The sequence below is a fragment of the Alkalimarinus alittae genome (assembly GCF_026016465.1).
GTDB classification, from domain to species: Bacteria; Pseudomonadota; Gammaproteobacteria; order Pseudomonadales; family Oleiphilaceae; genus Alkalimarinus; species Alkalimarinus alittae.
Map to the genome: position 1 here is coordinate 2,146,918 of NZ_CP100390.1, position 22,077 is coordinate 2,168,994.

General features: G+C 41.9%; 25 protein-coding genes. 12 read left to right on the plus strand and 13 right to left on the minus strand.

Annotation, left to right across the window (positions count from 1 at the left end):
• Positions 1 to 14 precede the first annotated feature (14 nt).
• The 6 genes from NKI27_RS09725 to NKI27_RS09750 all read right to left on the minus strand — a co-directional run bounded on the left by NKI27_RS09725 (position 15) and on the right by NKI27_RS09750 (position 11,144).
• Entirely contained in the window at positions 15 to 2,669 is a 2,655-nt protein-coding gene (locus NKI27_RS09725; RefSeq protein WP_265045866.1) for a PA14 domain-containing protein, read from the minus strand.
• Between the two features lie 252 nt (positions 2,670 to 2,921).
• Entirely contained in the window at positions 2,922 to 5,606 is a 2,685-nt protein-coding gene (locus NKI27_RS09730; RefSeq protein ID WP_265045867.1) for a tetratricopeptide repeat protein, read from the minus strand.
• Between the two features lie 12 nt (positions 5,607 to 5,618).
• Positions 5,619 to 6,986 (minus strand): PEP-CTERM-box response regulator transcription factor, encoded by a 1,368-nt coding sequence (prsR, locus tag NKI27_RS09735; RefSeq protein ID WP_265045868.1) that lies wholly within the window; start codon positions 6,984 to 6,986, stop codon positions 5,619 to 5,621.
• Between the two features lie 244 nt (positions 6,987 to 7,230).
• Positions 7,231 to 9,282, minus strand: coding sequence for an XrtA/PEP-CTERM system histidine kinase PrsK (prsK, locus tag NKI27_RS09740; protein WP_265045869.1), 2,052 nt, complete (start codon positions 9,280 to 9,282; stop codon positions 7,231 to 7,233).
• Positions 9,283 to 9,387: 105 nt separating this feature from the next.
• Positions 9,388 to 10,329, minus strand: a complete 942-nt coding sequence (locus NKI27_RS09745; protein ID WP_265045870.1) for an SDR family oxidoreductase — start codon at positions 10,327 to 10,329, stop codon at positions 9,388 to 9,390.
• Positions 10,329 to 11,144: a lysophospholipid acyltransferase family protein gene (locus NKI27_RS09750; protein ID WP_265045871.1), complete on the minus strand. Its 816-nt coding sequence runs from the start codon at positions 11,142 to 11,144 to the stop codon at positions 10,329 to 10,331. The genes NKI27_RS09745 and NKI27_RS09750 overlap by 1 nt, the downstream gene beginning before the upstream one ends.
• A 321-nt stretch (positions 11,145 to 11,465) precedes the next feature.
• Here NKI27_RS09750 and NKI27_RS09755 point away from each other — a divergent pair, with 321 nt between their 5' ends.
• Positions 11,466 to 12,650: a tyrosine-type recombinase/integrase gene (locus NKI27_RS09755; protein ID WP_265045872.1), complete on the plus strand. Its 1,185-nt coding sequence runs from the start codon at positions 11,466 to 11,468 to the stop codon at positions 12,648 to 12,650.
• 1,007 nt (positions 12,651 to 13,657) lie between these two features.
• Here the strand turns inward: NKI27_RS09755 and NKI27_RS09760 are convergent.
• The 5 genes from NKI27_RS09760 to NKI27_RS09780 form a co-directional block, all read right to left on the minus strand.
• Complete coding sequence (locus NKI27_RS09760; RefSeq protein WP_265045873.1) at positions 13,658 to 14,143, minus strand: GNAT family N-acetyltransferase; 486 nt, start codon at positions 14,141 to 14,143, stop codon at positions 13,658 to 13,660.
• A complete protein-coding gene (locus tag NKI27_RS09765) occupies positions 14,131 to 14,406 on the minus strand; it encodes a type II toxin-antitoxin system TacA family antitoxin (RefSeq protein WP_265045874.1) in 276 nt (91 codons plus the stop codon). Before NKI27_RS09765 ends, NKI27_RS09760 begins: the two co-directional genes overlap by 13 nt.
• A 206-nt stretch (positions 14,407 to 14,612) precedes the next feature.
• Complete coding sequence (locus tag NKI27_RS09770) at positions 14,613 to 14,900, minus strand: hypothetical protein (RefSeq protein WP_265045875.1); 288 nt, start codon at positions 14,898 to 14,900, stop codon at positions 14,613 to 14,615.
• An 84-nt stretch (positions 14,901 to 14,984) separates the two neighbouring features.
• Entirely contained in the window at positions 14,985 to 15,740 is a 756-nt protein-coding gene (locus NKI27_RS09775) for a metallophosphoesterase (protein ID WP_265045876.1), read from the minus strand.
• 52 nt (positions 15,741 to 15,792) lie between these two features.
• Positions 15,793 to 15,984 carry a hypothetical protein gene (locus NKI27_RS09780; RefSeq protein WP_265045877.1) on the minus strand — a complete coding sequence of 64 codons (192 nt, stop codon included), beginning with the start codon at positions 15,982 to 15,984 and terminating at the stop codon, positions 15,793 to 15,795.
• Positions 15,985 to 16,056: 72 nt separating this feature from the next.
• Between NKI27_RS09780 and NKI27_RS09785 the strand changes: the two genes are divergently transcribed.
• From NKI27_RS09785 to tnpC, 11 genes are all read left to right on the plus strand, one after another.
• Positions 16,057 to 16,200 carry a nucleotide-binding protein gene (locus tag NKI27_RS09785; protein WP_265045878.1) on the plus strand — a complete coding sequence of 48 codons (144 nt, stop codon included), beginning with the start codon at positions 16,057 to 16,059 and terminating at the stop codon, positions 16,198 to 16,200.
• Positions 16,201 to 16,218: 18 nt separating this feature from the next.
• Positions 16,219 to 16,611, plus strand: a complete 393-nt coding sequence (locus tag NKI27_RS09790; protein ID WP_265045879.1) for a hypothetical protein — start codon at positions 16,219 to 16,221, stop codon at positions 16,609 to 16,611.
• Between the two features lie 78 nt (positions 16,612 to 16,689).
• Positions 16,690 to 16,902 (plus strand): hypothetical protein, encoded by a 213-nt coding sequence (locus NKI27_RS09795; RefSeq protein WP_265045880.1) that lies wholly within the window; start codon positions 16,690 to 16,692, stop codon positions 16,900 to 16,902.
• 172 nt (positions 16,903 to 17,074) lie between these two features.
• Positions 17,075 to 17,341 (plus strand): hypothetical protein, encoded by a 267-nt coding sequence (locus NKI27_RS09800; RefSeq protein ID WP_265045881.1) that lies wholly within the window; start codon positions 17,075 to 17,077, stop codon positions 17,339 to 17,341.
• 101 nt (positions 17,342 to 17,442) lie between these two features.
• Positions 17,443 to 17,799, plus strand: a complete 357-nt coding sequence (locus NKI27_RS09805; protein ID WP_265045882.1) for a hypothetical protein — start codon at positions 17,443 to 17,445, stop codon at positions 17,797 to 17,799.
• Positions 17,800 to 17,853: 54 nt separating this feature from the next.
• On the plus strand, positions 17,854 to 18,141 hold the full coding sequence (gene tnpA, locus NKI27_RS09810) for an IS66 family insertion sequence element accessory protein TnpA (protein ID WP_265045883.1): 288 nt from the start codon (positions 17,854 to 17,856) through the stop codon (positions 18,139 to 18,141).
• Positions 18,141 to 18,494: an IS66 family insertion sequence element accessory protein TnpB gene (tnpB, locus tag NKI27_RS09815; protein ID WP_265045884.1), complete on the plus strand. Its 354-nt coding sequence runs from the start codon at positions 18,141 to 18,143 to the stop codon at positions 18,492 to 18,494. Before tnpA ends, tnpB begins: the two co-directional genes overlap by 1 nt.
• Positions 18,487 to 18,690, plus strand: coding sequence for a hypothetical protein (locus NKI27_RS09820; RefSeq protein WP_265045885.1), 204 nt, complete (start codon positions 18,487 to 18,489; stop codon positions 18,688 to 18,690). The genes tnpB and NKI27_RS09820 overlap by 8 nt, the downstream gene beginning before the upstream one ends.
• Positions 18,656 to 19,066 carry a hypothetical protein gene (locus NKI27_RS09825; protein WP_265045886.1) on the plus strand — a complete coding sequence of 137 codons (411 nt, stop codon included), beginning with the start codon at positions 18,656 to 18,658 and terminating at the stop codon, positions 19,064 to 19,066. The genes NKI27_RS09820 and NKI27_RS09825 overlap by 35 nt, the downstream gene beginning before the upstream one ends.
• Positions 19,067 to 20,038: 972 nt before the next feature.
• Positions 20,039 to 20,335 carry a cupin domain-containing protein gene (locus tag NKI27_RS09830; RefSeq protein WP_265045887.1) on the plus strand — a complete coding sequence of 99 codons (297 nt, stop codon included), beginning with the start codon at positions 20,039 to 20,041 and terminating at the stop codon, positions 20,333 to 20,335.
• 133 nt (positions 20,336 to 20,468) lie between these two features.
• On the plus strand, positions 20,469 to 21,431 hold the full coding sequence (gene tnpC, locus NKI27_RS09835; RefSeq protein ID WP_265045888.1) for an IS66 family transposase: 963 nt from the start codon (positions 20,469 to 20,471) through the stop codon (positions 21,429 to 21,431).
• 292 nt (positions 21,432 to 21,723) lie between these two features.
• Here the strand turns inward: tnpC and NKI27_RS19420 are convergent, their stop codons facing one another.
• The gene (locus tag NKI27_RS19420; RefSeq protein WP_406802300.1) at positions 21,724 to 21,900 is read right to left on the minus strand and encodes a helix-turn-helix transcriptional regulator; all 177 of its coding nucleotides are present in this window, start codon (positions 21,898 to 21,900) and stop codon (positions 21,724 to 21,726) included.
• Positions 21,887 to 22,021 carry an AlpA family phage regulatory protein gene (locus NKI27_RS19425; protein ID WP_406803144.1) on the minus strand — a complete coding sequence of 45 codons (135 nt, stop codon included), beginning with the start codon at positions 22,019 to 22,021 and terminating at the stop codon, positions 21,887 to 21,889. The genes NKI27_RS19420 and NKI27_RS19425 overlap by 14 nt, the downstream gene beginning before the upstream one ends.
• Between the last annotated feature and the right edge of the window lie 56 nt (positions 22,022 to 22,077).

Consider the following 22,077-nt stretch of genomic DNA (forward strand, 5'->3'; position numbering starts at 1 on the left):
AGCGCTATAGGGTTTTATTTCAATGTAGCCCTGACAGGTGTCGATGCAGGCCCTGTTAGCCCATCTGTGTCAGTAACTTTTATGTAGAAGTCATAGACACCAGGGAGTAACGATTCATAGGTGTGTGTTAGTTGATGCGGGGGTATCGGGGCCGCTTCTACCGCTGAACCTGAATCTTTGGTGTAGCCTACGATATATGATCTAATCTCGCTTAAGGGTAGGTTGGTTCCGTCGACGCGTTTAGTCGGTGCTGTCCAGTTTAAGGTGACTGTACCCGTGGTGATGATGACACCTTCGTCTCCGGTCTGAGGTGGCGTTTCTGGTGCAGGTTCTTGAACAGGTGGTTCTTCGACTATTGGGGGGGTGACAACAACACCAGACCCTGTTGGTGGTGCGACTAGCCCTGTCGAGCCTGGGTCTGAATTGTTGATAAACTCTTGATTATTGGCTACGCCGTCGCCATCATTATCTAATGTTGCATCATTACTATTGAGAGGATTTAGGCCATATTGAATCTCCCAATAATCTGGCATGCCATCGTTGTCGCTATCGCTCACTAGGTCGGCCTCTCTATCGCTAAATGCGGTATATTGATTGCTCACAACGGCCCTTGATTGGCTCGCTGATGCCCATTCTAGCTTGATAAATGCACTGCCTGCGCCTTCTGCATATTCTAAAATGAGGTCGTAGGTTTCACCCGCTGTTAGACTAATTTGACCGGTGTAGGTATCTGTTGAGCCGGTTGTCCAGTGATCAACCACTACGTGGCCATCAATATAAAGCCTTGCGTAATCGTTGGCGGTTACATAAAAAGTATAGTCTTCAGTGCCGCTATTATGAGCAGGGGTCAGCCTTGATAAGAACCGGACTGAGAAATTATCGCTTGGTACTTCTGAGTAGGGGCTACCTCTTCCCCAGTCAAAGTCGATAGCAGGCTCTTGTTTTACTAATACAATCTTATCCATTTCAATACCAGAGAAGTACTGAGCGGTAAAACCGGCTAGTGGTTCGACGGTTTTGATAGAATTAAGGTAAGCCGTTAAATTGTCGATACCATCTCTATCAATATCGCCGGTTGCATCGGTTGGATCAAATGGGTCTGTGCCTGTTGTAAGCTCCCAGTAGTCAGGAATTTGATCTTTATCGCTATCGGTTGTTGTATCGTTGGCGGTATCAATGGTTTTGATGTTTGCGTCATTAAGTAATTTCGAATCGTTAAATACATCGGTATTGCCATCAGTGTTCCAGCGGAGTTTGATAACCGCATTGCCCACACCTTCTGCATATTCGAGTTTAATGGGGTACTCTTTACCTTTCTCAAGGTTGATAGAGCCTGTATGAACTGTAGTGCCACCTGTCGACCAATGGTCGATCACTAATTGGTTGCCAACCCACAGTTTAACGTAGTCGTTTGCTCTGGCTAAGAAGGTATGAGTGCCTTGCTGGTCTGGCACAAAGAACCCTGTAAATCGAACCGAGAAATTATCGGCAGGTACATTGGGGGCAGGCGCATCTCGCCCCCAACCAAAGTTTATACTGGCGTCGTTTCTGAACAGTATTGGGTCAATTAATACACTGGTGCCATAGAATTGAGTGGACCAACCCGGTACGAGTGTTTTACCTGGCTCTGAAGGTTCTGGGGGCGCAGGCGGTGCGGGAAATGATTCGCTGTCGTTGGCATCGGTGCCTGCTAAGTATTCGTCAAAGTTAGAGGTGCCATCTTGGTCTAAGTCTAGGGTTGCATCTGAGGCGTTAAGAGCATTGAGCCCATAAGCTACTTCATAGCCGTCATCAATGCCGTCGCCATCGGTGTCTTTGTTAAATGGGTCTGTTCTTAGTAAAAACTCATCAAGGTTGTTAAGTAAATCACCATCTGAGTCTGCGGTTGCATCGGTTTTATCGAGTGGGTCAAGCCCGAGTGCGAGTTCGTAACTATCGGGGAGGCCATCTCCATCGCTATCGCTAGGAGGGAATACATCATTATAGGCCTGTTTGAACGTGCCATCATAATAGCCTAAGCGATAGCCCGTAGCGTAACCTGCGCCGGTGTTTTCAGATAGCATATTAACGGGGGATAAGTGGTTACCGGGGATCACTTCTGTGGCGATACCTGGGCCTTCCCAATACACTGCAAGCTGATCACTGCCGCTACCTTGTTTTTGAAGGGCTTCGATATAATAAATTTTATTTGCTTCTAGACTAATGCTGGCTGACTTTTGTGTGGCGTATTTTTGAGTGTCGCCCACAGATGCCCAGCCGTCCATATAGGCTATAAGACGCTTATTGTTTGGGCTTTCTCCTGTTGATAACCAAAGCTCACTTGAGTCATTACTTGAGATATAAAACGTATAAGGGCCAGTCACTTCAGGGTATAAATAGCCTCTTATTCTACTGCCGTAGTGGGTGGCTTTATTTGTAGCCCCTTTGAACCCAGTTAAGATGAGTGATGAGTCTGATTCCTTTGTAAACTTGTTTGATCTTGTCAGGTCTCTAACGGTTGTGCCCTCGATACCATCCCAAAACTCTTGAACAATCGTGCCCTTATTAGCTTTGTCGGGGCCTGAGGCTGTTGGGGGGAGGGTGGAGAGGTCGATATCGTCATGAGTGTCTAGTACAGAACAACCGGACAAAACACCAAGCACAAACGTTACTAGGAATAAATAGCGCATAATATGAGTCCCGAATTAAGCTGTTTAAAAATCAAACGTGTTTACTTATGTAAGTCTTAGTTAAGAAGAGTAACTTATCAAGTTTGAGAGGCAGAATGACCCAACTGTTTTGTTATGAGAAGTGCGTTAATTATAGGTAACGGCTATTAAAAGAGCGTGTTGAAAAAGAGGATGCTGACTAAGGGGAAGGCGGGTGAAGTGGGAAATAACATTAAGTTAGGAGGGTAACCCCTCCTAACTTAACAAGATGCTTTATTGAAAGTCTGCACTATTAAAGGTTTTACCGAGGGCTTTATAGGCCGCTAGCAAATGCTCTTTAATTTCTGCTGAACTTTGGTCTAACTCATAGGCTTTTTCAAGAATAGTGCTCGCCTGTTCTGCTTTACCATTCTCAAAAAGTATCCATCCATAGGTATCTAAAATAGCTGGGTTGCTACTGGCGATTTCGGATGCTTTTTTAGCCAACGCTTCGGCTTTTGTGTTCTTTTGTTCATGGTAGAGCCAAGCCAAATTGTTCATGGCGACAGCATTAGTGGTATGTACCGCTAAGAGTTTTTCATAGGCTTTAATGGCTTTATCTTTTTCACCGGCCTCTTGATAGCTCATGGCGAGCATAGTCATGACTCTAGGGCTGTTCTTGTCGATTTCTAACCAGTCTTGCAGCGGCTTAAGTGCTTCATTGCTTTCAAGGCGCTTTAATGTCTGTGACATTCTTATGGCCAATAATTCAGAGGGCTTAATCTTCCAGGCTTGTGAGTATTCATCAATTGCCGCTTCATAATCTTGCTTTTGAAAATACTGGTTTGCCAAGAACTCATAAGGTAGTGCAGAGTCTTTATGGCTCTTTTTCAAGTCGTTGATTATCGTTAAACCTAAAGATTCTTCGTTAGATAAGTAGTAGATATTGGCAAGTAACAGGTTTAAATCAATATCATCATTACCTTGTTTTGCAATCAGGTCATCAATAAAGGCTTTTGCTTCTTTTGCTTTACCGTCGCTCACTAGCTGTTTAGCTTTTTCTTGCGCAGCGGCTTTAAGTAAGTTCTGTGCAATCATGTTTTTACTAAAACGCGGTAAGCTGACTACGGCTAACGTCTTATCGATTTCTTTTTGCTTTAGGTACAGTTCGGCAAGTGCGATATGTGGGATTATCGCCTCAGGTAGTTTTTCAACTAGCTGTTCATAGCTACGTACCATTTCATCAATAGGCTGTGTTGCGTTAAGGTAGCTATACAACATGCGGTTTGTGTCTGGCGAATCGGGGGCCAGCATAATGGCTTCGTAGAATGCGCTATGAGCTTCTTGAGGTTGTTTGTTACCTGAATATGCCTTACCCAAGTTAAGCAGTGTAAGTGGGTTTGCAGCGTCGAGTTTATTCGCTTGGGTAAACTGCTCGATCGCGGGGGAGAACTGTTTGTCGCTGAGGTAGAGCGAGCCCAATACTAAATAGCCATCAGCAGATTTTTGATTCTTTTGAATCCAGTCTTTTGCGATCTTAATCGCCTTGTCGGTCTGCTTATCTTCGCTTAAGAAGTAACTGTAGATTGTTAGAAGTTTGCTGCTATCCGGCTTTTTGGTAAAGCTGTCTTGAATGTACTTAAGCGCTTCTTCTTTTTTACCGGTTCTTGCCAATACTTGGGCATATTTTACTTTTAGCGAGTCGTCATCAGGTGACTGTTTAATTGCATCTTCAATATTTTTTATGCCTTCATCATTATGACCAGACGCCACTTGTGAGATGCCTAATAGTGAAATTAACGAGGCGTCAGTATCATTTTTAGCCAGCCCTAATTGAAGCGTTTCAACGGCGGCAGAAGGTTTGTTTAACTTTAATTGAAGCGATGCTAATAATTTAATCACTTCAGGTCGTGAGCCATCATTAACATATAGCGATAAAATACGCTCTGCTTCTACCACATCACCCTGAGCATTTTTTACGACACCCAAGAGGGTGCCGCTAGGGTTATGAGAAGAGGATATATCTAATATTGCCTTTAGCTCAGTTTCAGCCGCGTCGTAGTTTCCTTTCTGAAAGAAATCTAACGCGGTTTCAAAGCGTAGTTTTATTTCACCTGGAATAGACTGATCGAGGATCTCTTGATAGCGGCTTGCTTCTGCTACTTTACTTTGTTGTCTGAGTACGAATATGAGAGAAGAAATCGTAGAGTATTTTTGAGGCGTCATCGTGTCTACTTGAGACAAGTCTTCAAGTGCTCTAACGTATGACTCTTCTGCTAATTCGTAGTTCTGTTCTATATGATAAAGACGTGCATTCCAAAGCCATGCTTCAGTTGTTGATTGCTCTGAATTTGTGATTTTAGATACAATCTCGCGCGCTTTTTCAGGGTTCTTTTCGATAAATGCTACTTTTGATAAGCCTAGTAGCGCTTCTACATTTGTTGGGTCAGCTACTGAGACATCGGAATATAGCTTTTTAGCGTCTTCTGTCTTACCTGTTGCTAGGTAAACGTCACCTTGCAGTAACCGCTCATTATCGTTAATGGTTTTAAAATTAGCGGTAATATAGTCAAGTTGTGTCTGGGCTTGGTCTAGCTTTTGTTGAATATATAGAGACTTGGCTAACAAATAATGAAGCTGTTGCTCACTGCCTTGTAAGTTGACACCTTCTTTTGCAAGCAACTCTTTTATTCTAGACTCTACTTCGCCTGGGTTACCTGCGAGTAGTAGGGTTTCGAATATCACTGTATAAGGCTTTAAGCGATTAGGATAAAGTTGGATTGCGCTAGTTGATTCTGAGATAGCGGCTTTAAGCTGGCCTTGATTCTGATAAAACTTAGCTTGATCAATATGGCTTAAAAACTGAACCTCTTTGGGTGATGGCGCTTTTGTATCTGAGTCGTCGCCACACCCTGTTAAGGTGGCAATCGAAACGGCCATTACCAATGCTATAAGAGGGGAACTTGATGTGTTCTTCATCCTAAATCTCGCTTAATCCGTATTTTGATCGTGTGTTGTTAGCTTATATTTATCAGTCAAGTTATAAAGCGTTGGTCGTGTAACGCCTAATAATCGTGCTGTTTGAGCCATGTTGTATTGCGCTATTTGCAATGCATGCTCAATAGCCTGCTTTTCTGCTGTTTCACGTACTTGTCTTAAGTTAAGAACGGAGTCGGTTGTATTGCAGGGTTCATCTAATTCAAGATCTTCTGCTGTTACACGCTTACCGTCTGCCATAATGGCCGCGCGCTTAACTTTGTTTATCATTTCTCTAACGTTGCCAGGCCAAGGATATTCACGAATAGCCGCCAGTGCGTCATCGCTAAAGTTCAAGTTAGGGCGATCGAGTTGATTAGAAAAATTATGTAGTAATGACTGAGCAATCAGCACTGCATCGCCTTCGCGTTCTTTTAACGGAGGAATGTTTAACGTTATTTCGCTGACTCTGTAGTATAAATCTTCTCGGAAACTGCCATTGGCGATAAGCGTTTGAAGGTCTTGATGCGTTGCGCAGACAACACGAACGTCAACGGGTATTTCTCGTACGCCGCCAACACGTTCAATGACGCGTTCTTGAAGAAATCGAAGCAATTTAGCTTGAAGGGGCATTGGCATATCACCAATTTCATCTAAGAAGAGTGTGCCGCCATCAGTTAATTCAACTTTACCTTTCTTAGTTTGGTTAGCGCCGGTAAATGCACCTTTCTCATACCCAAATAGTTCACTTTCAAGTAGGTTTTCAGGTATGGCTGCACAGTTAATGGCAGAGAATGCTTTGTCAGACCGGATACTTAAGTCATGAAGTGCTTTCGCGATGACTTCTTTACCCGTGCCTGTTTCACCTAAAACGAGGGTGGTTACATCTGTGGGTGCAATCTTTTCAACCGTTCGGCAGATTTTCAACATCTGAGGACTATTGGCGATAAGCCCTTTAAGCGTCGAAGAATATTGAGAGCGGTTGAGTTCAATATTTTCTTTTTCAAGTTCGTAGAGTCTAAACGCTCGATTAACGACAAATGATAAGATGTCGGCATCAAGCGGTTTTTGGTAGAAGTCACACGCGCCATTACCGACAGCTTTAACCGCGTTCTCTTTTTCTTCGCGACCGGTCACAACAATTATTTTTGTAGAAGGTGCTAAGCGTAAAATCTCATCAAGAAGCGCAAAGCCCTCTGATGAACCGCCAGGATCAGGTGGAAGGCCAAGGTCTAGGGTAACAACCTGAGGTTCAACACGCCTAAGAAGAGAGAGTGCTGATTCTCTATCGTCAGCGATATGAACTTCGGTGTCTTCAAAACACCATCGCATTTGACTTTGAAGACCTGGATCGTCTTCTATTATTAATAGCTTTTTTTTCACCGGGGAACTATTTCCTTATTTGATCTGGTGAGGTGCTTATATTCTCTGCTTTCGAGAAAAGACCCATCCTGTAGCGTAATATCAAGGTTACGCCTTTCTTATAAATATATTAACGTCAGGTCTATAGGGTATAAATTAATGCTGCGCTTTACAATACTCTAACCCCTCTTAAACCTTGATAGTGTGAGATTCAGTTGATGACTGAGTCAACTTTGTAACATTTTGTACGTTTATTAGGCATATATTACGAAGTAGGTATTTTGACACTAAAACAAGAACCGATTCCTTCTTGACTGGTTACGTCGATGGTTCCGCCCAGCTTTTTGATATATTCTCGACTTTGGTATGCTCCAATCCCCATTCCTTTTAGTCCTTTGGTACTTTCGAAAGGTTTAAAAAGCTGATTTTTAATAAATCGCTCACTCATCCCTTTGCCTGTATCTTGAATAAACAATACAACAAACCCCGGCGTGGCTTTAACAGAAATGGTGACTTCGCCGTCTTTATCGGTCGCATCTTGTGCGTTTTGTATTAGATGACCTAATACTGTATGCAGCTGTTCTTTAGAAGACTTAACCATTATTTGTTCATCAGGGAGCTGAGCTTGTGGAATAGGAAGCGACTTAGATTGTCTTAACACGACATCTTCAACGATTGGCCCTAGCTCTATGAGTTCTAATTGTTCTTCTTCAGTGGGGTTTCTGATCTGCTTTAATAAGTACTCCATTTTTTGCACGGCATGCGCGGTTGTTGAGATCATGTCATCGACAAATGCTGGGTTGGCTTTATGTTTTTCTGCGTTTTTTACCAATAGTGATAACTGCGCAATAATGGTTTTAAGATCATGCACCATAAAGGCAGACGTTCGGTTAACGGCTTCAAACTGCTTAGATTCTGCTAATCGCTCTTGGCTTTGACTTTGTGATAAATAGCTACAGGCTTGTCTAGAAACCACTTTAATAAGGTCGTAGTTTTCCCAGTTTAATTCCATACGCGTGTACGGTTGAGCAACTAAGGTAAGCCCCATAAGCTCGTTACCCTGAAACAACGGAATAATCAGCCAAGGTGAAGGGTGATTGAGTATGACGTCGGGAATTTCGAGTAGGTTATAGGTTGTGGGGTCATTTATATATTCGTTTAAATCAATAATCCAGTCGTGCTCTTTAAAATATTCGAGTATATCGGCATTGGCATCAATGACGTCATGTTTAATAGGAGAGCAGTTTAGGTAGGCTTTAACAGAGAAATCACCCACGTCATTCTTATACCAAAGAATGCCCCCGTTACTTTCTACTAATTTAGATAATATACGAATAACGCTGGTCGGTAGTTCTTCTTCTGCATTTGAGAAAGACAGCGTTTTTGTACTTTTAAGCCACTCTTCTCGATAGTCATATTTATAGTGAAAAAAGTTTTGGCTAATAAATACCATCAGCCTTGCACGTAACTTTGGAGAGGCGAGCAGCAAGACTAAGATCGTGATAGCAGTAAAGAAGAATAAAATCTGTAACGCGTCACCCCAAGTACCGCCAAACGTTCGGAGGTAGTACCCACCCATCGAAATGAGCAGCAGATAAACACCCGCGAGTACGAGAGTACCGGTGTAAAAAATAACCTGCCGAGAAACCTGTACATCGATAGGCTGCTTTCGGCTGTTAATCATCGTTAGGGCGATAAGAGGTGCGACCATTGCGTTAACAGCACCCCTTGAGTTCCACATTGGCGTTGATATTTCTTGAAACAAGAAGGCATCTGAGTACATCAAAAAGTCATACCCGAATATCGCACCTATTGCGACAGATAAGTACTTAATGCTAGATCGACCATAAATATTAGCGTTCCGCCAAATCTGCTCAAGTAATATAAGCCCCACAAGCGACAACGCAATTTGACCGCCCAACAGCACCTTACCCGAAACAATTTCAACGCTTGCAATACCTTCAATTAAAACGGCCACGAGCATAATCAGCAACGTCACCATAGAACTTAACGACAAAAAACGTCTAGATTTTTCTATATTGCTATTAGGTACAAATTTGATGCCGAGCAAGGCATACAGCACACCAAACCAAGCTGCATTCCTAACGATTTCGATGGAGTAACGAATATAAAATGGCGGAGAATTGAAATGCGACTGATAAGCCAAAACCCCAAGCCAAAGGCAGGTCATCAACGTCGCAATAAAAAGAGATCGGTCAGTATTTCGTCTCAAATAGCGTTTCGCAATATAAGCCGAGACCAAAAAATAAATGCCAAACCCAACTGCATGACTGAGGGTTCCAAAAGTGATATCCATAGTGTTTTTATTCTGCCCGAAGCTGGATCTTGATTAAGGGGTATCGAGTATACAAATTAAAAATATAGCCAGGGTTCTCTGTAAGAACCCTGTTCGTTGAGATCGTTAACTTTTCATCTCTTTATAATATCTAAATATTTCTTTAAGCGGTCGCTTTACCTTAAAACCAAAGGTTTTGTTAAAGCTTCTGCCGTCTATTACGACTGAATACTTAAAGTAGTTGAGCAAAAACGCAGGGAATATTTTCAGGTTCATGGTCTTTGCTAAAAAGCGTGGGACACTCGGTGGGATTGATGGCAGTGGGAGTTTGCTGCAACCTGATAGTTCGAGCGCCTGTTGGTATGAGACCCAGTCTTCTGGGGCTACATTGTAGATACCCGATTTGTTCTTTTCATATGAGAGCACTATGGCATCTGCCATGTCGTCGATATGGATAAACTGCATCACGGGAGAGAAACCGGCTAACACTGGTGCGCGTTTACTTGAAAGTAACGAGCTGATGGTGTTTTGAACACCTGGCCCTACGATATTACAGGGGCGCAGTATGGTGATGTTTAGGTCGCGATATTTCCACAGATAAATGTTGGCTAAGTTCTCTAGCTCGACTGAGTCTATCAGATCCATGGTAAGCTCTGCAGCTTTTAACGGCGCTGTTTCATCTATCAGTGCTGGGTTGTACGCGTTGGCGCCATAAACATGGTACGTTGAGAGTACAATAACCTTTTTAATGCCGTATTTATGGCTGAGTTCTAGCAGTTTTTGAGAACCGAGAACGTTGGCATTATAGCGCCGCATTCGGGTTTCTTCACTTGAGGTGATTCTGCCAAGGTGTATTACGCCGTCGAACTCATATTTACGAAATAAGTCTTCAAAAACGCGTTTATTGAAGTTGATTTGATAGCTTGGAATATCGTCACTGAGATAGGTTTGCTTTCTGAAGTCTACCGCCACAATTTGATAGGTATCTCGTAGTCGGTTGATGACTTGTTGAGCGAGCGCACCCGCTGCGCCGGTAATAAGAACCGTTGGTTTTTGTTTTTTTGTCATTAGAAAAGCCTTTTTCTCTCGCTTAATCCTTTATCAATTAAGTCATTGATAACTGATTTTACTTGCTCAACTCGTCGAGTTACTTCTTCTTCGGTGGTATCACCGCCTTCAAATTTCATCGGCTTACCGAAGTTCATGTGAACTTTGGCAGGTAAAATAAAGGGTAGGGTGATGGGGGCGTAGGGAATACCAAGCATTTTCGCGAGTGGTTTAATGTTCGCTATGGCAGGAATCGTTTCTTCACAACCAACAATACCAACAGGAACGACCGTTGCGTTGTGCTGCATAGCTAAGTGCATAAAGCCATTACCGAATCGTTTAAGCTGGTACCGGTCTTTATAAAGCTTTCCTGAGCCTCTGATTCCTTCAGGAAAGACAATAACCGCTTCGTTATTCTCTAGCATTTTAGCGCAGTTTACAGGGTCGCCTAAAACGGCACCTGCTTGGTTAAGCAAATTACCTAAAAAAGGAACCGTAGGAAAAAAGCGTTCGATCATGGCTCTTGGCATTCGCGGTGCTTTTTTTCGTGTTGCAATGGCGTAGCCTACAAGTGTGCCATCTATGGGAAGTTGCCCACTATGGTTTCCGACAATCAGCACAGGCCCTTTTGCGGGTACGTTATCTATTCCATCAGTTTGAACTCTGAAATACTTGTTATAAACATTGCTGTAGAGCGATAGCATCAGTTTATTCGTTTCTGCATTGAATCCCCAAGGATCATAGCCTAGCGAGCCTACCGGTTTTTCAATTTTGTCTAACTGAGCGTCAAGTTCTTTGGATATGAACTTTTCCTTTAGATAAGACTTCAGATTCATTAATCCTTTCCTGTCTTCTGAATGTTCGAGTTGGTGCATTCGCGTTGATTTACACGCGTGCTTTATTATTGAGGAGAGTATATCTATTTGAGCTACGTGTTACTAACATTGGTCAAAAAAAACCCGGATACCTGGGGAATTGTAAAGGGACAGATAGACAGTAAAGGTAAAAATGCGCCAGATACCGCCAATACAGGGGTTAACCTGCTATAAGATTTTAAATTGGTACGCATAAAGTGGCCAATAAATGCCAATAAACCTATAGTAACTGGTAAGTATATGGTAACCAAAAACTCGTCACTTGATAAGTAGGAGTACAGCGTGAGGCTAACGGAGTCAAGAATCGAGAAACTTACTTGGAGTTCAGATTGGAAGGGACGTAGAAAGTATTTTGCTGATCATGTTATCAGAGGTCTATTCGTTGCTATAGAGTCAACTAATTCAAAAAGCTATGGGCTTCGTTATAGTATTGCAGGTAAAGATAAGCGCCAGATATATGGTTTCGTTTCAGCATACAGGCTTGAAGAGATTCGAGAAATTGCAAGAATTGATAAACAGCTCTCAAATCAAAATATTGATCCGTTTGCGTCTAGGCAGAAAAGAGCTGAAATAGTAACTCAACGTCTATCTACCATTGGTGGTATTGCTAAAAGTTATTTTGAGTCGGTTGGTTTTTCTGAGCTTGCAATATCAACTCAAAAAAAATACAAAGCGAATTATAACTTTTGGATTAAAGACGAACTCCAAGATAAAGAAATAACAGACTTGACACGCATGGATATTATTACATACCTAGAAGGGGTGTTTAAGTCCGGTAAGGTTGGCGCATATCGAGAAGTTAGGAAAACACTAAAAAATATTTTGGATTTTGCTCTTGATCGAGAGATTGTTGAAACGCCTCTATTTTACAGAATACCGATACTCGCGCCTTCCAAAGCCAGAGATCGCTATATAAAACCTCATGAGCTACCTGAAATTCTAACGTTTCTGCGGAGTCGAAAACAGTCAATGGCTGCGTATGCATGGCGCTGGATATTTTTAACTAACTATAGGGCTGGTGAAGCAAGGGCTCTGCAATTTTCTTGGATATGTAACAAAGCCAACACAGTAACCATTCCTGCTGAGTTTGTTAAGTCTAGACGCGAGCATGTGTTACCTATGATGCCTGCAATGACAGCGCTAATAGAAGAGATTCAAACCTTGCACCCACATGAGGGATATGTTTTTTCTAAAACCGGCGATAAGATGCTTCATGTTTCATCAGTAGGGGACTACCTAAAAGATAATGACCTAAAGTTCACTCCACATGACCTGAGAAAAACCTTTGCGACAAATGCAGAGGAAGAACTGGAAATGAGTGAGCAAGATATAGAAGTTTTACTGAATCATGTGAACCTAAAAAATACATCTCAGAAACATTACCGCCTCGGACCAAAGTTGAAAATGAAACAAAGGGCATTGAGTCACTGGCATGAATACCTAAGTTCATTAACCAGTGAGACTTAAATTTGTTTTTACGGTATTGCTTGTCATAAATGTGTCTACATCTGATTTTTTGTAGCGAATCAGCTTATGGCCAAGACGGACAAACGGAATACCACATCGCGTCTGCCTTTGCCTGGCAAGCTGGCGTTCTGATACTTGAATGATTTTGGAAACTTCACTCGGTAGTAGGTACTGTTCGTTTTGCATTTTCATCGTTCCTATATTAGTTACCTAATAAATAACACTGGTTACTTCAAGTAATGGTTATGTCAACAGCTGGAAGGGTAGTGCTTTAGTCCATGATTGCGATCGTTTTTTTGAGGGTGAGGGATTAATTACCTATCGCTCTCACTAGCCCCCTAAGTTCACAAACCCAATGACAGGTGCTTCCACTGATTTGTACTGTACCATTCGAAAATGGTCAGCATGAGGCTGGTTTCTGCGTTTTTTTTATATCAACTGTTGGTTTGTAATGGCATGAGCTCGCTTTATATTTTTTGCTCACGCATAGCCATTTGCATCGACAATGAAGGTCAATTCGCGCATCAAAAAAAAGTGGCATCCCGTTCACATTGAATCAGTATCTGTAACGGATTCCGCACTTCTCCCGAAAATGTGAACACTTTCTGATAACTAGTCAGGGGGTGTTCTATGCCAAGAACGACTCACCCACGTAAAACCTGGGAATGTTCAAAAGAATTCAAAATCAAAGCTTTCAAGCTAACCTTGTTTTATGACTATAAAGTCAAAGATGTTGCTAGGTCTTCGGTATTCACCCTGTATGTTGTCACGTTGGTGGAAGGAGTGTCGTGAGGGCCGTTTGCATGGCAATGAATTGACGGTTGGTTTTGGTGTGTGGTGTCTTATGGGTGGATTTGAGGAAAGTATGAACTCTATCTATCAACGCTGCACATCGATCAGATGATGATCTATTGACCGACCCTCTTGGTACTGGTGATCCTACGGATCTGGATTACTATTTATAGTAATTTTACGTCTGCCTGATTCATCGGTCCCCCAAAGTTTCGTTATACCTTCTTTGCAGTTGGCAATAATAGTTTCATTGGATCGAATGGACTTTCTATGAATCCATGTGCTTTATAGAAATATCGAGCACTATCATTGATTGCGTGTACTAGCATGGCTTTAACCCCAACTTGCTCTGAGATCAAAATTGTTCGCAATACAGCATCTTTCAATAGACCTTTGCCAATTTTTTGGTCTTGATAATCTATATCTACAGCCAACCGCCCTAGTATCATGACTGGAATCGGTGAAGGCATATTCCTTTTTACTTTGCTAGGACTTTCATTATGTTCTATTGAACCTGTCGCCAAACAATAATATCCAGCCACACGAAGCTCATCACATACTACATATGTTCTGGAAGCATTGATTCTTTCATTTTTTAGGGCTCTGGTTTTCAACCATTGATCAAGTGAATCGATGCCACAGCTAAATCTGCTAAGGTCGTGTACTGACCTTAGGGGTTCCGGCTTACTTATTCTTCCCATGGAGATTTTGAAGATAATAGTTTTGTTAAAGCCGGGTTAGAGGAAATAGGCACACTGATCAATTCATCAAGTTGAGAAAATGCCTCTTCGTCTAATTTAAACAGTCTCTGATCAAGGATAATATTCTCAGACTCCCGCCTCATGGTTTCGAGGATAAAGCTAGTTCTATCTTTACTAGAAATTGCTGCTGCTTGATCAATCAGGTTTCTCAGATCTTCATCAGCTCTCATGTTTATCGGTACTTTATGTATTGCCTTAGTCATAGGTGATTCTCCTTATGAATACATTAAGTATACGATATAACCTACGCAGCAGCTACACAATAGCTACACTTAATTTTTTAGTAAACTGCTTTATTACTTTGTTAACAGGAGCCTGTGCGAAAAAGTGGAGAAATAGTACCCAAAGTAGCGCCAGCTGCTTAAGGAATTCCTCTGCGACGGCAGGGGGTGGTTGCCGGATGTCAACTTCAGTCGTAGTCGCAATCTGGGCCGCCCCATTCCTTGCCTACAGGCCCACCGAGAGCCCCTTGTAGTTTCCTGTGTTTGCACCATGCGATTGCTAATGCGTCCATCGCTTCGGGCTTGATGGCTAGCATGGCTGTCTCATAGCCATTCTCATGTCGCGACACTGAGAATTCAGTTGGTCGCTCAATTTGAATGTAGGCATCGGATTGAAAATCATCATCAAGAGTCATCTCCTCGTATAAGTGAGTTTTGCTTTCGCCATGATATGTTATAGATATTTTTGTGCTCATAATTAACAACTCTCAATAATTACAAAACTTACAATTTATTCTTATGAGAATAAATTACGCTATTTGAACAAAACAGGTATATCTTTAATTTCGTTGCACTATCTCAATGCATTTAAGAGGATCATAGTCTGGGTTTAGTTCTCCAGGATACCCCTTCGGATTGCAGTAAACGCTGCACGTTCCTATTTTGTAGTCTGAACTACTGTGAAGATGCCCGTGTATCCACGCTTTCGGTTGATGCTTTTCAATTAGAGTGCTGAGATCTGACACATAAGCTGCGGCTGTTACTTCTTCTCTATGTTGTGGTAGTACAGACCTTATGCTTGGGCCGTGATGACTAACGACGATATTAGTTTCGCCTTTTAGCTTTTCTAAGGTCGCGTCTAGCCAGCGTGCCGAGTTGCTATGAATGATAGCGGTATCAATGGATCGTAGCTTCGAATAGCTTGGTGATCGCCGTATCTTCTTGTAATCGGTCATAATCTGCTGACACTCATATCCTGAATTTCGTGCATCACCAAACAATTCAAAATCAGTCCAAAGCGTGCAACCCAAAAAATTAACGCCATCAATTTTGATGTAATCATTCTCTAATACATGAACATTTGAGTTCTTGGCTGTATCTTTTATCTCGCCAATAAACTTTGGGTGAGACTTTTTGTAGTATTCATGATTGCCTAGCACATAGATAACTGGCACCTTGATGTTTTCTTTCGCCCACGTCACGCCTTTGTCTGTTGCGTGTATATCCCCAGCCAGAACAACTACGTCAGCTTCAGTTATAGGATAATCGTAGTTCTCAAACTCTACATGAAGGTCGCTTAGTATTTGTATTTTCACTGTCTAATTATTCTCATGAGAATAAACTGCTCCGATAGAACTGAGTAGCCTATTACAGCTCATCAATATTGATATCAATTTCCGGTTGATCTTTTCGCTCAATAATTATCTTGCGAAGCTCACTGTCTTCAGCAAGAGCTTTCAATTTTGTGCTATGCACTGGTGCTTCATCCATTACTTCCAAGAAAAACTCTACTGTTTCTTGAGATACACTCAATGTGATTGGCTTGTGCTGATCATTCATTACTCTGCCTCGACTTAGTTAAGCGCTATTTCGCTATAGTGTTTGCAACAAATTCGAAAAACGGTAATTGAAGTGACAATTATATCAGTTTTAAGTCATAAGGGCGGAGTAGGCAAAAGCTCTATAAGCCGAACTCTAGGAGTAGAATTTACGCGGTCGGGCTGGGATACCCTGCTTGCAGATATAGATAGCTCACAGATCACATCAAACAGATGAGCAGAGAAGCGACGCAAAGTGGCTGGCATCGTCCCAGCAATTAAAACAGCAGAGTTTGCTATGGCAGCACTAGCTATAAAAAAGGCAACTGAATTCGATATGGTGATCATCGATAGAGCGCCACACCCTACTCAGGGAACGCTCGATGCAGCAAAGCGATCTAATTTGGTGATTATCCCGACTGGCAGCAGCATGGACGATATTGAGCCTTCTGTAATGCTGGCAAATAAATCAGCGAATTCGCTAAATAGCGATAGAATCGTTTTTGCATTATACAAGACAACGAGCGAAGCACAGGAACGCGAATCACGAGAAACGTTCTCGCAGTATGGGTACGAAGTATTGTCAGCATCAATTCCGGTTAAGACTGGCTACATAGATGCGTTTGGTCATGGGTTTTGTGCTACCTAAACAAAGCACGAGAAACTGAATGAACGAGTGATCAAACTTGTCCAAGCTGTCAGCGAAAAATTGAAGGGGCTTTAAACCATGGAAAAAACATTAGGCATGGGTGTATCTGGTAAACCTGCAAAAAAGCAGCGAACACATCAAAGAAAGAAGCAGGGGCTACCAGTTGATATTAACTTCAAAGTGAAGTCAGAGTTCAAAAGAGAGTTTAAGTTATGGGTGGCAGCCCACGACATGAGCCAGAAAGAGGTGCTGGAAACAGCTTTCCAAGCTCTTGAGGATTCTCACATTTAGCGAATCATGTTATTGAAAGCCCAGAAAACCAGCGCTGGTACACGATTGAGCTAACTTACAATTTTTTGAAGAGGTCGAGATCGTGACTCATTGGGGCTCAAAAGGTACAAAGAGGGGAGGGCGAAAGGCATATTTCTACGGAGATATCCTGCTAATAGAGCCTATATTCATTATGTCTTCTTTGTATGTTAATGGTAAGTCTGATGGTAGTAAACTCTTAAAGAAAACTGAAATTGATCAATCTAAACTAGGGGACTATATTGCTATAATCAAAGAGCACGAGTTAATTGGCCATTGCCCAACAACTGAAGATAATGTGCTAACCGAGAAAGGCGAGAAAGCCTGCCAAGATATTTTTAAAAATGTTGTTATCCGTAAGCGTATAGAACTAAAAAAAGAAATACAAAGCGTTGAGCGAATATGTTCTCAAGTTCAATAAACATAATTGTAATACGTGAAAATTTCGTGCTTAAAAAGTGTTTGATGGACCACCGCTTCCATAAACTTGTTGTTAGCCGTAATCAGAAGTATCGAGATTAAATGAAGTATTATTATGCTTATCACGGACCGAAAAACGATAATGATTTTGATTGGAATTTTGGCTACGGACTAACGAGTAAGAGCAAGAGAGATAAGGTTACTATAGGCTCAGAAGTAATTGTTATCCAAAAACCTGATAAAGCTATCGATTTTCGTTTGTGTGGTGTGTTCAAGATAACAAAACACTATGATGATTTGACAAATGCTTTTCCATATCGTTTTGAGTTAGATAATATTTCTAAACTATCCGAGTATATTGTTTTAAATGATCTTGCAATGAGCAATGAACTTCCTGTTAAAACTGGAGGCAATAATGGTTGGAGTAACGTAAGCGTTCAAACTCAGACGTTATTTTAAGTCACCCATAACCAAGATAAAGTTCTCCTATCGCAAGAAACCCAGGGGAGCAATATGAAAAAATCAAAACGTAACTATACCCACCGTAGCCTGAAGGACTGGGCAACTATTCTAACGGCTTTTGAAAATAGCGGCCTCACCCAAGAAGCATTTTGTCAGCAGAATAAACTGCCTTCCAGTACCTTTTCCAAGTGGAAAAAACAGCTCAGCAAAAACACCCTTGAACAACCTGCTTTTATTGAACTACCGATGACCGAGGCTTATGACACCTCAAGTGCTTTTTGTTTTGAACTTAATATTGCACTGCGAAACGGTTTCAAGCTTAACCTCAGGCTTTCCTGATGTTTTTTCCGGAATCTAATGTCAAAATATGGCTTTATGCACAACCCACCGACATGAGAAAAGCCATTGATGGTTTAAGTGCACTGGCCAAAAATCACATGAAGGAGGATCCTCTTAGTGGTCAGCTGTTTGTGTTTATTAATCGTCGAAAGACCCACGTTAAAATACTCTATTTTGACCGCTCGGGGTACTGCATCTGGATGAAACGACTTGAGAAAGGACGGTTCAATTACAACAAGCAAGCAGGTGAAAAACAAGCCTTGAACTGGACTCAGTTAAAATTGATTCTTGAGGGAATTGAACTGAAAAATATTCGTCAAAGAAAGCGATATAACCACTCTTTAAGTGCCTGATTTTGATATAATTGACCCCATTAATTCTTCAGCTGGCAATACAGTAAATAGTTTACTTTCAGAGAATGAAGCGCAAACGCTTCAGGCTAAAAATGCCTGTCTGAAAAATAAAGTTGTTCAGCTGGAAGAACGGAATCAGCAATTAAAACATGGAGAGAAGTATGGCAAATTTGCATCAACTAAAAGAATTAGTTAATAATTTCGAAAATAAGTATAGAGGTCAAAATTTAGAAAAGTTTAAGTTTGTAGAACCTTATCAACTAGGATGTGGCGAATTTTGGCCACAAGTGATGACCACACATAAAGGTGTTTATGGTATTTTTCACAATGATGAGCTTCTATATATTGGTAAAGTATCAGGCAAAACTAGAGTTCTTTGTCATCGAATGAATGATTACTTCATAATACGAGATGACTTTTCATATGGTGGTTCAAAGTATAATTGGACAAAAGAACCTACCCACTTTGTAGCATGGGGTGTGCCAGATGAAAGCTTTTTTGAAGCAAGCGCCTTAGAGGAATTTTTAATTGATAAGCTTCAAAATGATCTGCCCGACAATACTCGAAAATAAAAACATAACAAAGCGTTTAAAAAGTCGGACTCCTTAATGCTTGCTCGGTTCCGCTTCGCTTCACATTTTAGCAAGCATTACTAAGCCGTTTAACGCGGCGTTAGGTGTCATAAAGTACATTAAAACCAATGGCTTGCACTGGTTCTTAATGCAAGCTAGTTTAAGGTTCTTGTAGCCAAAAATCGGGGAAGTGTCAGCGGCTTCCAATACCTGAATATTTTGGCTTAATTGAATTGGGTCACTTTTAAGTGGGTTTCGTTCAATGAGTATGAAGGAAGGGATAGCCATCGTTGTGTTTAATGTTGGCGTCGTTAAAATTCATGGGTGAATGAACGCTTTGGGTTTTGGTCAAAAGCTAAAAGAATGGGGAGCCCAAACAACCCCGTTTAAATCAATATCAGGGTAGAGCAAGCACCAACAAGGCCAAGCAACATCAACCACTTCGTGGTTTGGACAGCCTTGCAGCCGCGCTTTTTGTGCATGGCTTCGCCATTGTTGCACAAAAATCACAACTACAAGTCTGCCGTTGTTGGCAGCGTTAGGTGACATAAAGGCATTAAAATCAATAGGTTGTACTGGTTCATAAATCGTACAATGATGTTGCACGAAATAAGGAAAATGCTAAGTCGAAGCATGTTCCATTAACTATAAATTTTGGCTTATTCCAAGCGGAAAACTTTGATGGTTGGCCTCGTTGATTTAGCAAACAAGAATGAAGTGAATCGTTGTGTTCACTGATGGTAGAATTAAAAATAATCGGTGAATTGAAGTTCTAGGTTCTTTTCAATAAAGAGAAAAAGAGTGGCGACCAAAACACCTCATTCTAAAGAAAAACCTAGGGCAATCAATCACCTAACAAGAAGCTCAAACGGACAAAATATGCTGTCATCCTTTTTGCAAAAACACGCAAAAAAGCTGCCATCAAATTTTGCCGTTTAGCAAAGCGTTATGAGTAAAGGAGAGAGTTCACGGATGGAGAGGGAAGATCTGGTACTTGAAGAAAGCTCTAGAGTCGCCTTGATCACACTGGCGGCTGGAGAGGAATCACCTTGGCATCATCATTCTGCTGTCACTGAGCAGGTAGTTTGCGTGAGCGGAAAAATCACGCTCAACCTCGCACAGTCCTCAATGCCCGTCATCCTTTCCTCGGGGCAGCGGCACCAGATCCTGCCAGGAGTGAAGCACAGCTTGTCGAATTCTGAGGGAATTGCATCTACATACCTCCTTGTTCAACAAGGAGCCTATGATTTTGTGCCAAGCAGCTCATAACCAGGCCAAGCACGGGGACAGCTTTTCCGTTGCGGCTTCGCCTCCACTCCAAAGCTGCCCGTGTTGGCAACGTTACATTCAGGTCGACTGGTTCAAACGGCAGTTATTTGGTGAGAAATCCGAAAAGCGTGATATGACGGATAATCCGTACCAATATACAATTGCCGATTTACTCAAAGACTTACCAGAACCCCTTAATGCAGCGAATTCCGAAAAGGAAACGGTGACCTATCAACGGGGAAAGGCTAAGAAAAATGGCCTTGAAGGCTCGCCGGATGATAGTGGTCTGCGTTTTGATGACAGTGTCCCCGTCAAAGAAATTGCGCTTTCAGCCCCGGAACTGAGCGGGACCGATGCTGATGATTACGAAGTGGTGAGCATTAAAACTACCTATCGCCTGGGTCAGCTCCCTGGTACCCAAATCGGACTCAAGTACACTCGCCCTGTAGTGAAAAAGAAATCAACTCGAACATTAACAACGACACCTGCTCCCGCTAATGTGCTGGAACGAAGTTTTGCTGATGTCAGCTTTTTAGTGGGTATGTTGCTGGATAAGTTTTTATATCACCTGCCGTTGTATCGACAGCACCAACGACTAGAACAAAATGGGGTTCAGGTTGCCCGCAGCACACTGACCAACTTGGTTAAACGCATTATTGAACTCCTGATGCCGATTTATCAGGCTCAGATGCAAAGCGTACTGCTCAGTCGCGTACTGGCGATGGATGAAGCACCGATAAAAGCAGGACGAAAGAAACAAGGGAAAATGAATAAAGCTTACTTCTGGCCGATCTATGGTGATCAGGACGAAGTGTGCTTCACCTTTTCATTATCACGGGGAATGCAGCATACCCTGGATCAACTCGGTGACTTCAGTGGCGTATTGGTCACGGATGGTTACGGTGCTTATGAACGATTTAATAAGCAAAATAGTGCATTAAGTCATGCTCAATGTTGGGTACATAGCCGTCGGTATTTTGATGATGCCCAAAAGGCAGAGCCAGAAGCCGCAGCGATTGCCTTAGCTTATATTAGCCGACTGTATGAGCATGAGAAAGTCATTCGTGACCAGAACAACTATTATACAACGGCATAAAAGGAGCCGTCTGGCCCCTTCTTGGCATCAAAGGCCTACCTATAACTCATTCCTTGCCCACCACTATCATGCGGCTAAACTATATCCATGATCTCTCGCCGAAGTTGCCCGTTAATAACAAAGGAAAGGCGGTGGCTATATGAGCTTTCATCGTAGTTGTTGACTTGGCAACGATGACACTCGCAACGGCCAGGCTTAAAGGCGGTAGAGAGCCATTTATTCCACTCAGGTGAGGGTTTAATCCTGTTATTCTCGAATTGATTATTTATGACTTGTCAGCTCTTTTGACTTATTAATTAAGTTCATAACACATACGACACCAAATATATTGATAGCGACATAAAAAGAAGCCAAACGACTCCTTTTTATATTCTAAAAACTCACCTGTATCACGCTGTTCAATTCTAGCCATGATCCACTCATCGACCTCACTATCAACCCACCTTACGGCACGATCACCTAATAACACTGATTTTGGAAATCTTATCTTTATCGATATAGTTATAAATAGTTGAACGGCCTAGCCCAGTGTTGTTCATTACTTCTTTCAATCTCATGATTCTCATGTTGAATTTCTCGTATTTATTCATGAGATAAGAGATGTCTGTAACAAATAACTGGAATAAATCGATTCCAAATATTTTCA

Bases quoted from the DNA above. Each gene is read 5' to 3' on its own strand.
- tnpB (WP_265045884.1), top strand. From the start codon at position 18,141: ATGTTTTTTCCGGAATCTAATGTCAAAATATGGCTTTATGCACAACCC.
- tnpC (WP_265045888.1), top strand. From the start codon at position 20,469: ATGACGGATAATCCGTACCAATATACAATTGCCGATTTACTCAAAGAC.
- prsK (WP_265045869.1), bottom strand. From the start codon at position 9,282: ATGGATATCACTTTTGGAACCCTCAGTCATGCAGTTGGGTTTGGCATT.
- NKI27_RS09780 (WP_265045877.1), bottom strand. From the start codon at position 15,984: ATGAATGATCAGCACAAGCCAATCACATTGAGTGTATCTCAAGAAACA.
- NKI27_RS09830 (WP_265045887.1), top strand. From the start codon at position 20,039: ATGGAGAGGGAAGATCTGGTACTTGAAGAAAGCTCTAGAGTCGCCTTG.
- tnpA (WP_265045883.1), top strand. From the start codon at position 17,854: ATGAAAAAATCAAAACGTAACTATACCCACCGTAGCCTGAAGGACTGG.
- NKI27_RS09795 (WP_265045880.1), top strand. From the start codon at position 16,690: ATGGAAAAAACATTAGGCATGGGTGTATCTGGTAAACCTGCAAAAAAG.
- NKI27_RS09800 (WP_265045881.1), top strand. From the start codon at position 17,075: ATGTCTTCTTTGTATGTTAATGGTAAGTCTGATGGTAGTAAACTCTTA.
- NKI27_RS09730 (WP_265045867.1), bottom strand. From the start codon at position 5,606: ATGAAGAACACATCAAGTTCCCCTCTTATAGCATTGGTAATGGCCGTT.
- NKI27_RS09825 (WP_265045886.1), top strand. From the start codon at position 18,656: ATGGCAAATTTGCATCAACTAAAAGAATTAGTTAATAATTTCGAAAAT.
- NKI27_RS09770 (WP_265045875.1), bottom strand. From the start codon at position 14,900: ATGAGCACAAAAATATCTATAACATATCATGGCGAAAGCAAAACTCAC.
- NKI27_RS09750 (WP_265045871.1), bottom strand. From the start codon at position 11,144: ATGAATCTGAAGTCTTATCTAAAGGAAAAGTTCATATCCAAAGAACTT.
- NKI27_RS19425 (WP_406803144.1), bottom strand. From the start codon at position 22,021: ATGAATAAATACGAGAAATTCAACATGAGAATCATGAGATTGAAAGAA.
- NKI27_RS09745 (WP_265045870.1), bottom strand. From the start codon at position 10,329: ATGACAAAAAAACAAAAACCAACGGTTCTTATTACCGGCGCAGCGGGT.
- NKI27_RS09765 (WP_265045874.1), bottom strand. From the start codon at position 14,406: ATGACTAAGGCAATACATAAAGTACCGATAAACATGAGAGCTGATGAA.
- NKI27_RS09725 (WP_265045866.1), bottom strand. From the start codon at position 2,669: ATGCGCTATTTATTCCTAGTAACGTTTGTGCTTGGTGTTTTGTCCGGT.
- NKI27_RS09760 (WP_265045873.1), bottom strand. From the start codon at position 14,143: ATGGGAAGAATAAGTAAGCCGGAACCCCTAAGGTCAGTACACGACCTT.
- NKI27_RS09805 (WP_265045882.1), top strand. From the start codon at position 17,443: ATGAAGTATTATTATGCTTATCACGGACCGAAAAACGATAATGATTTT.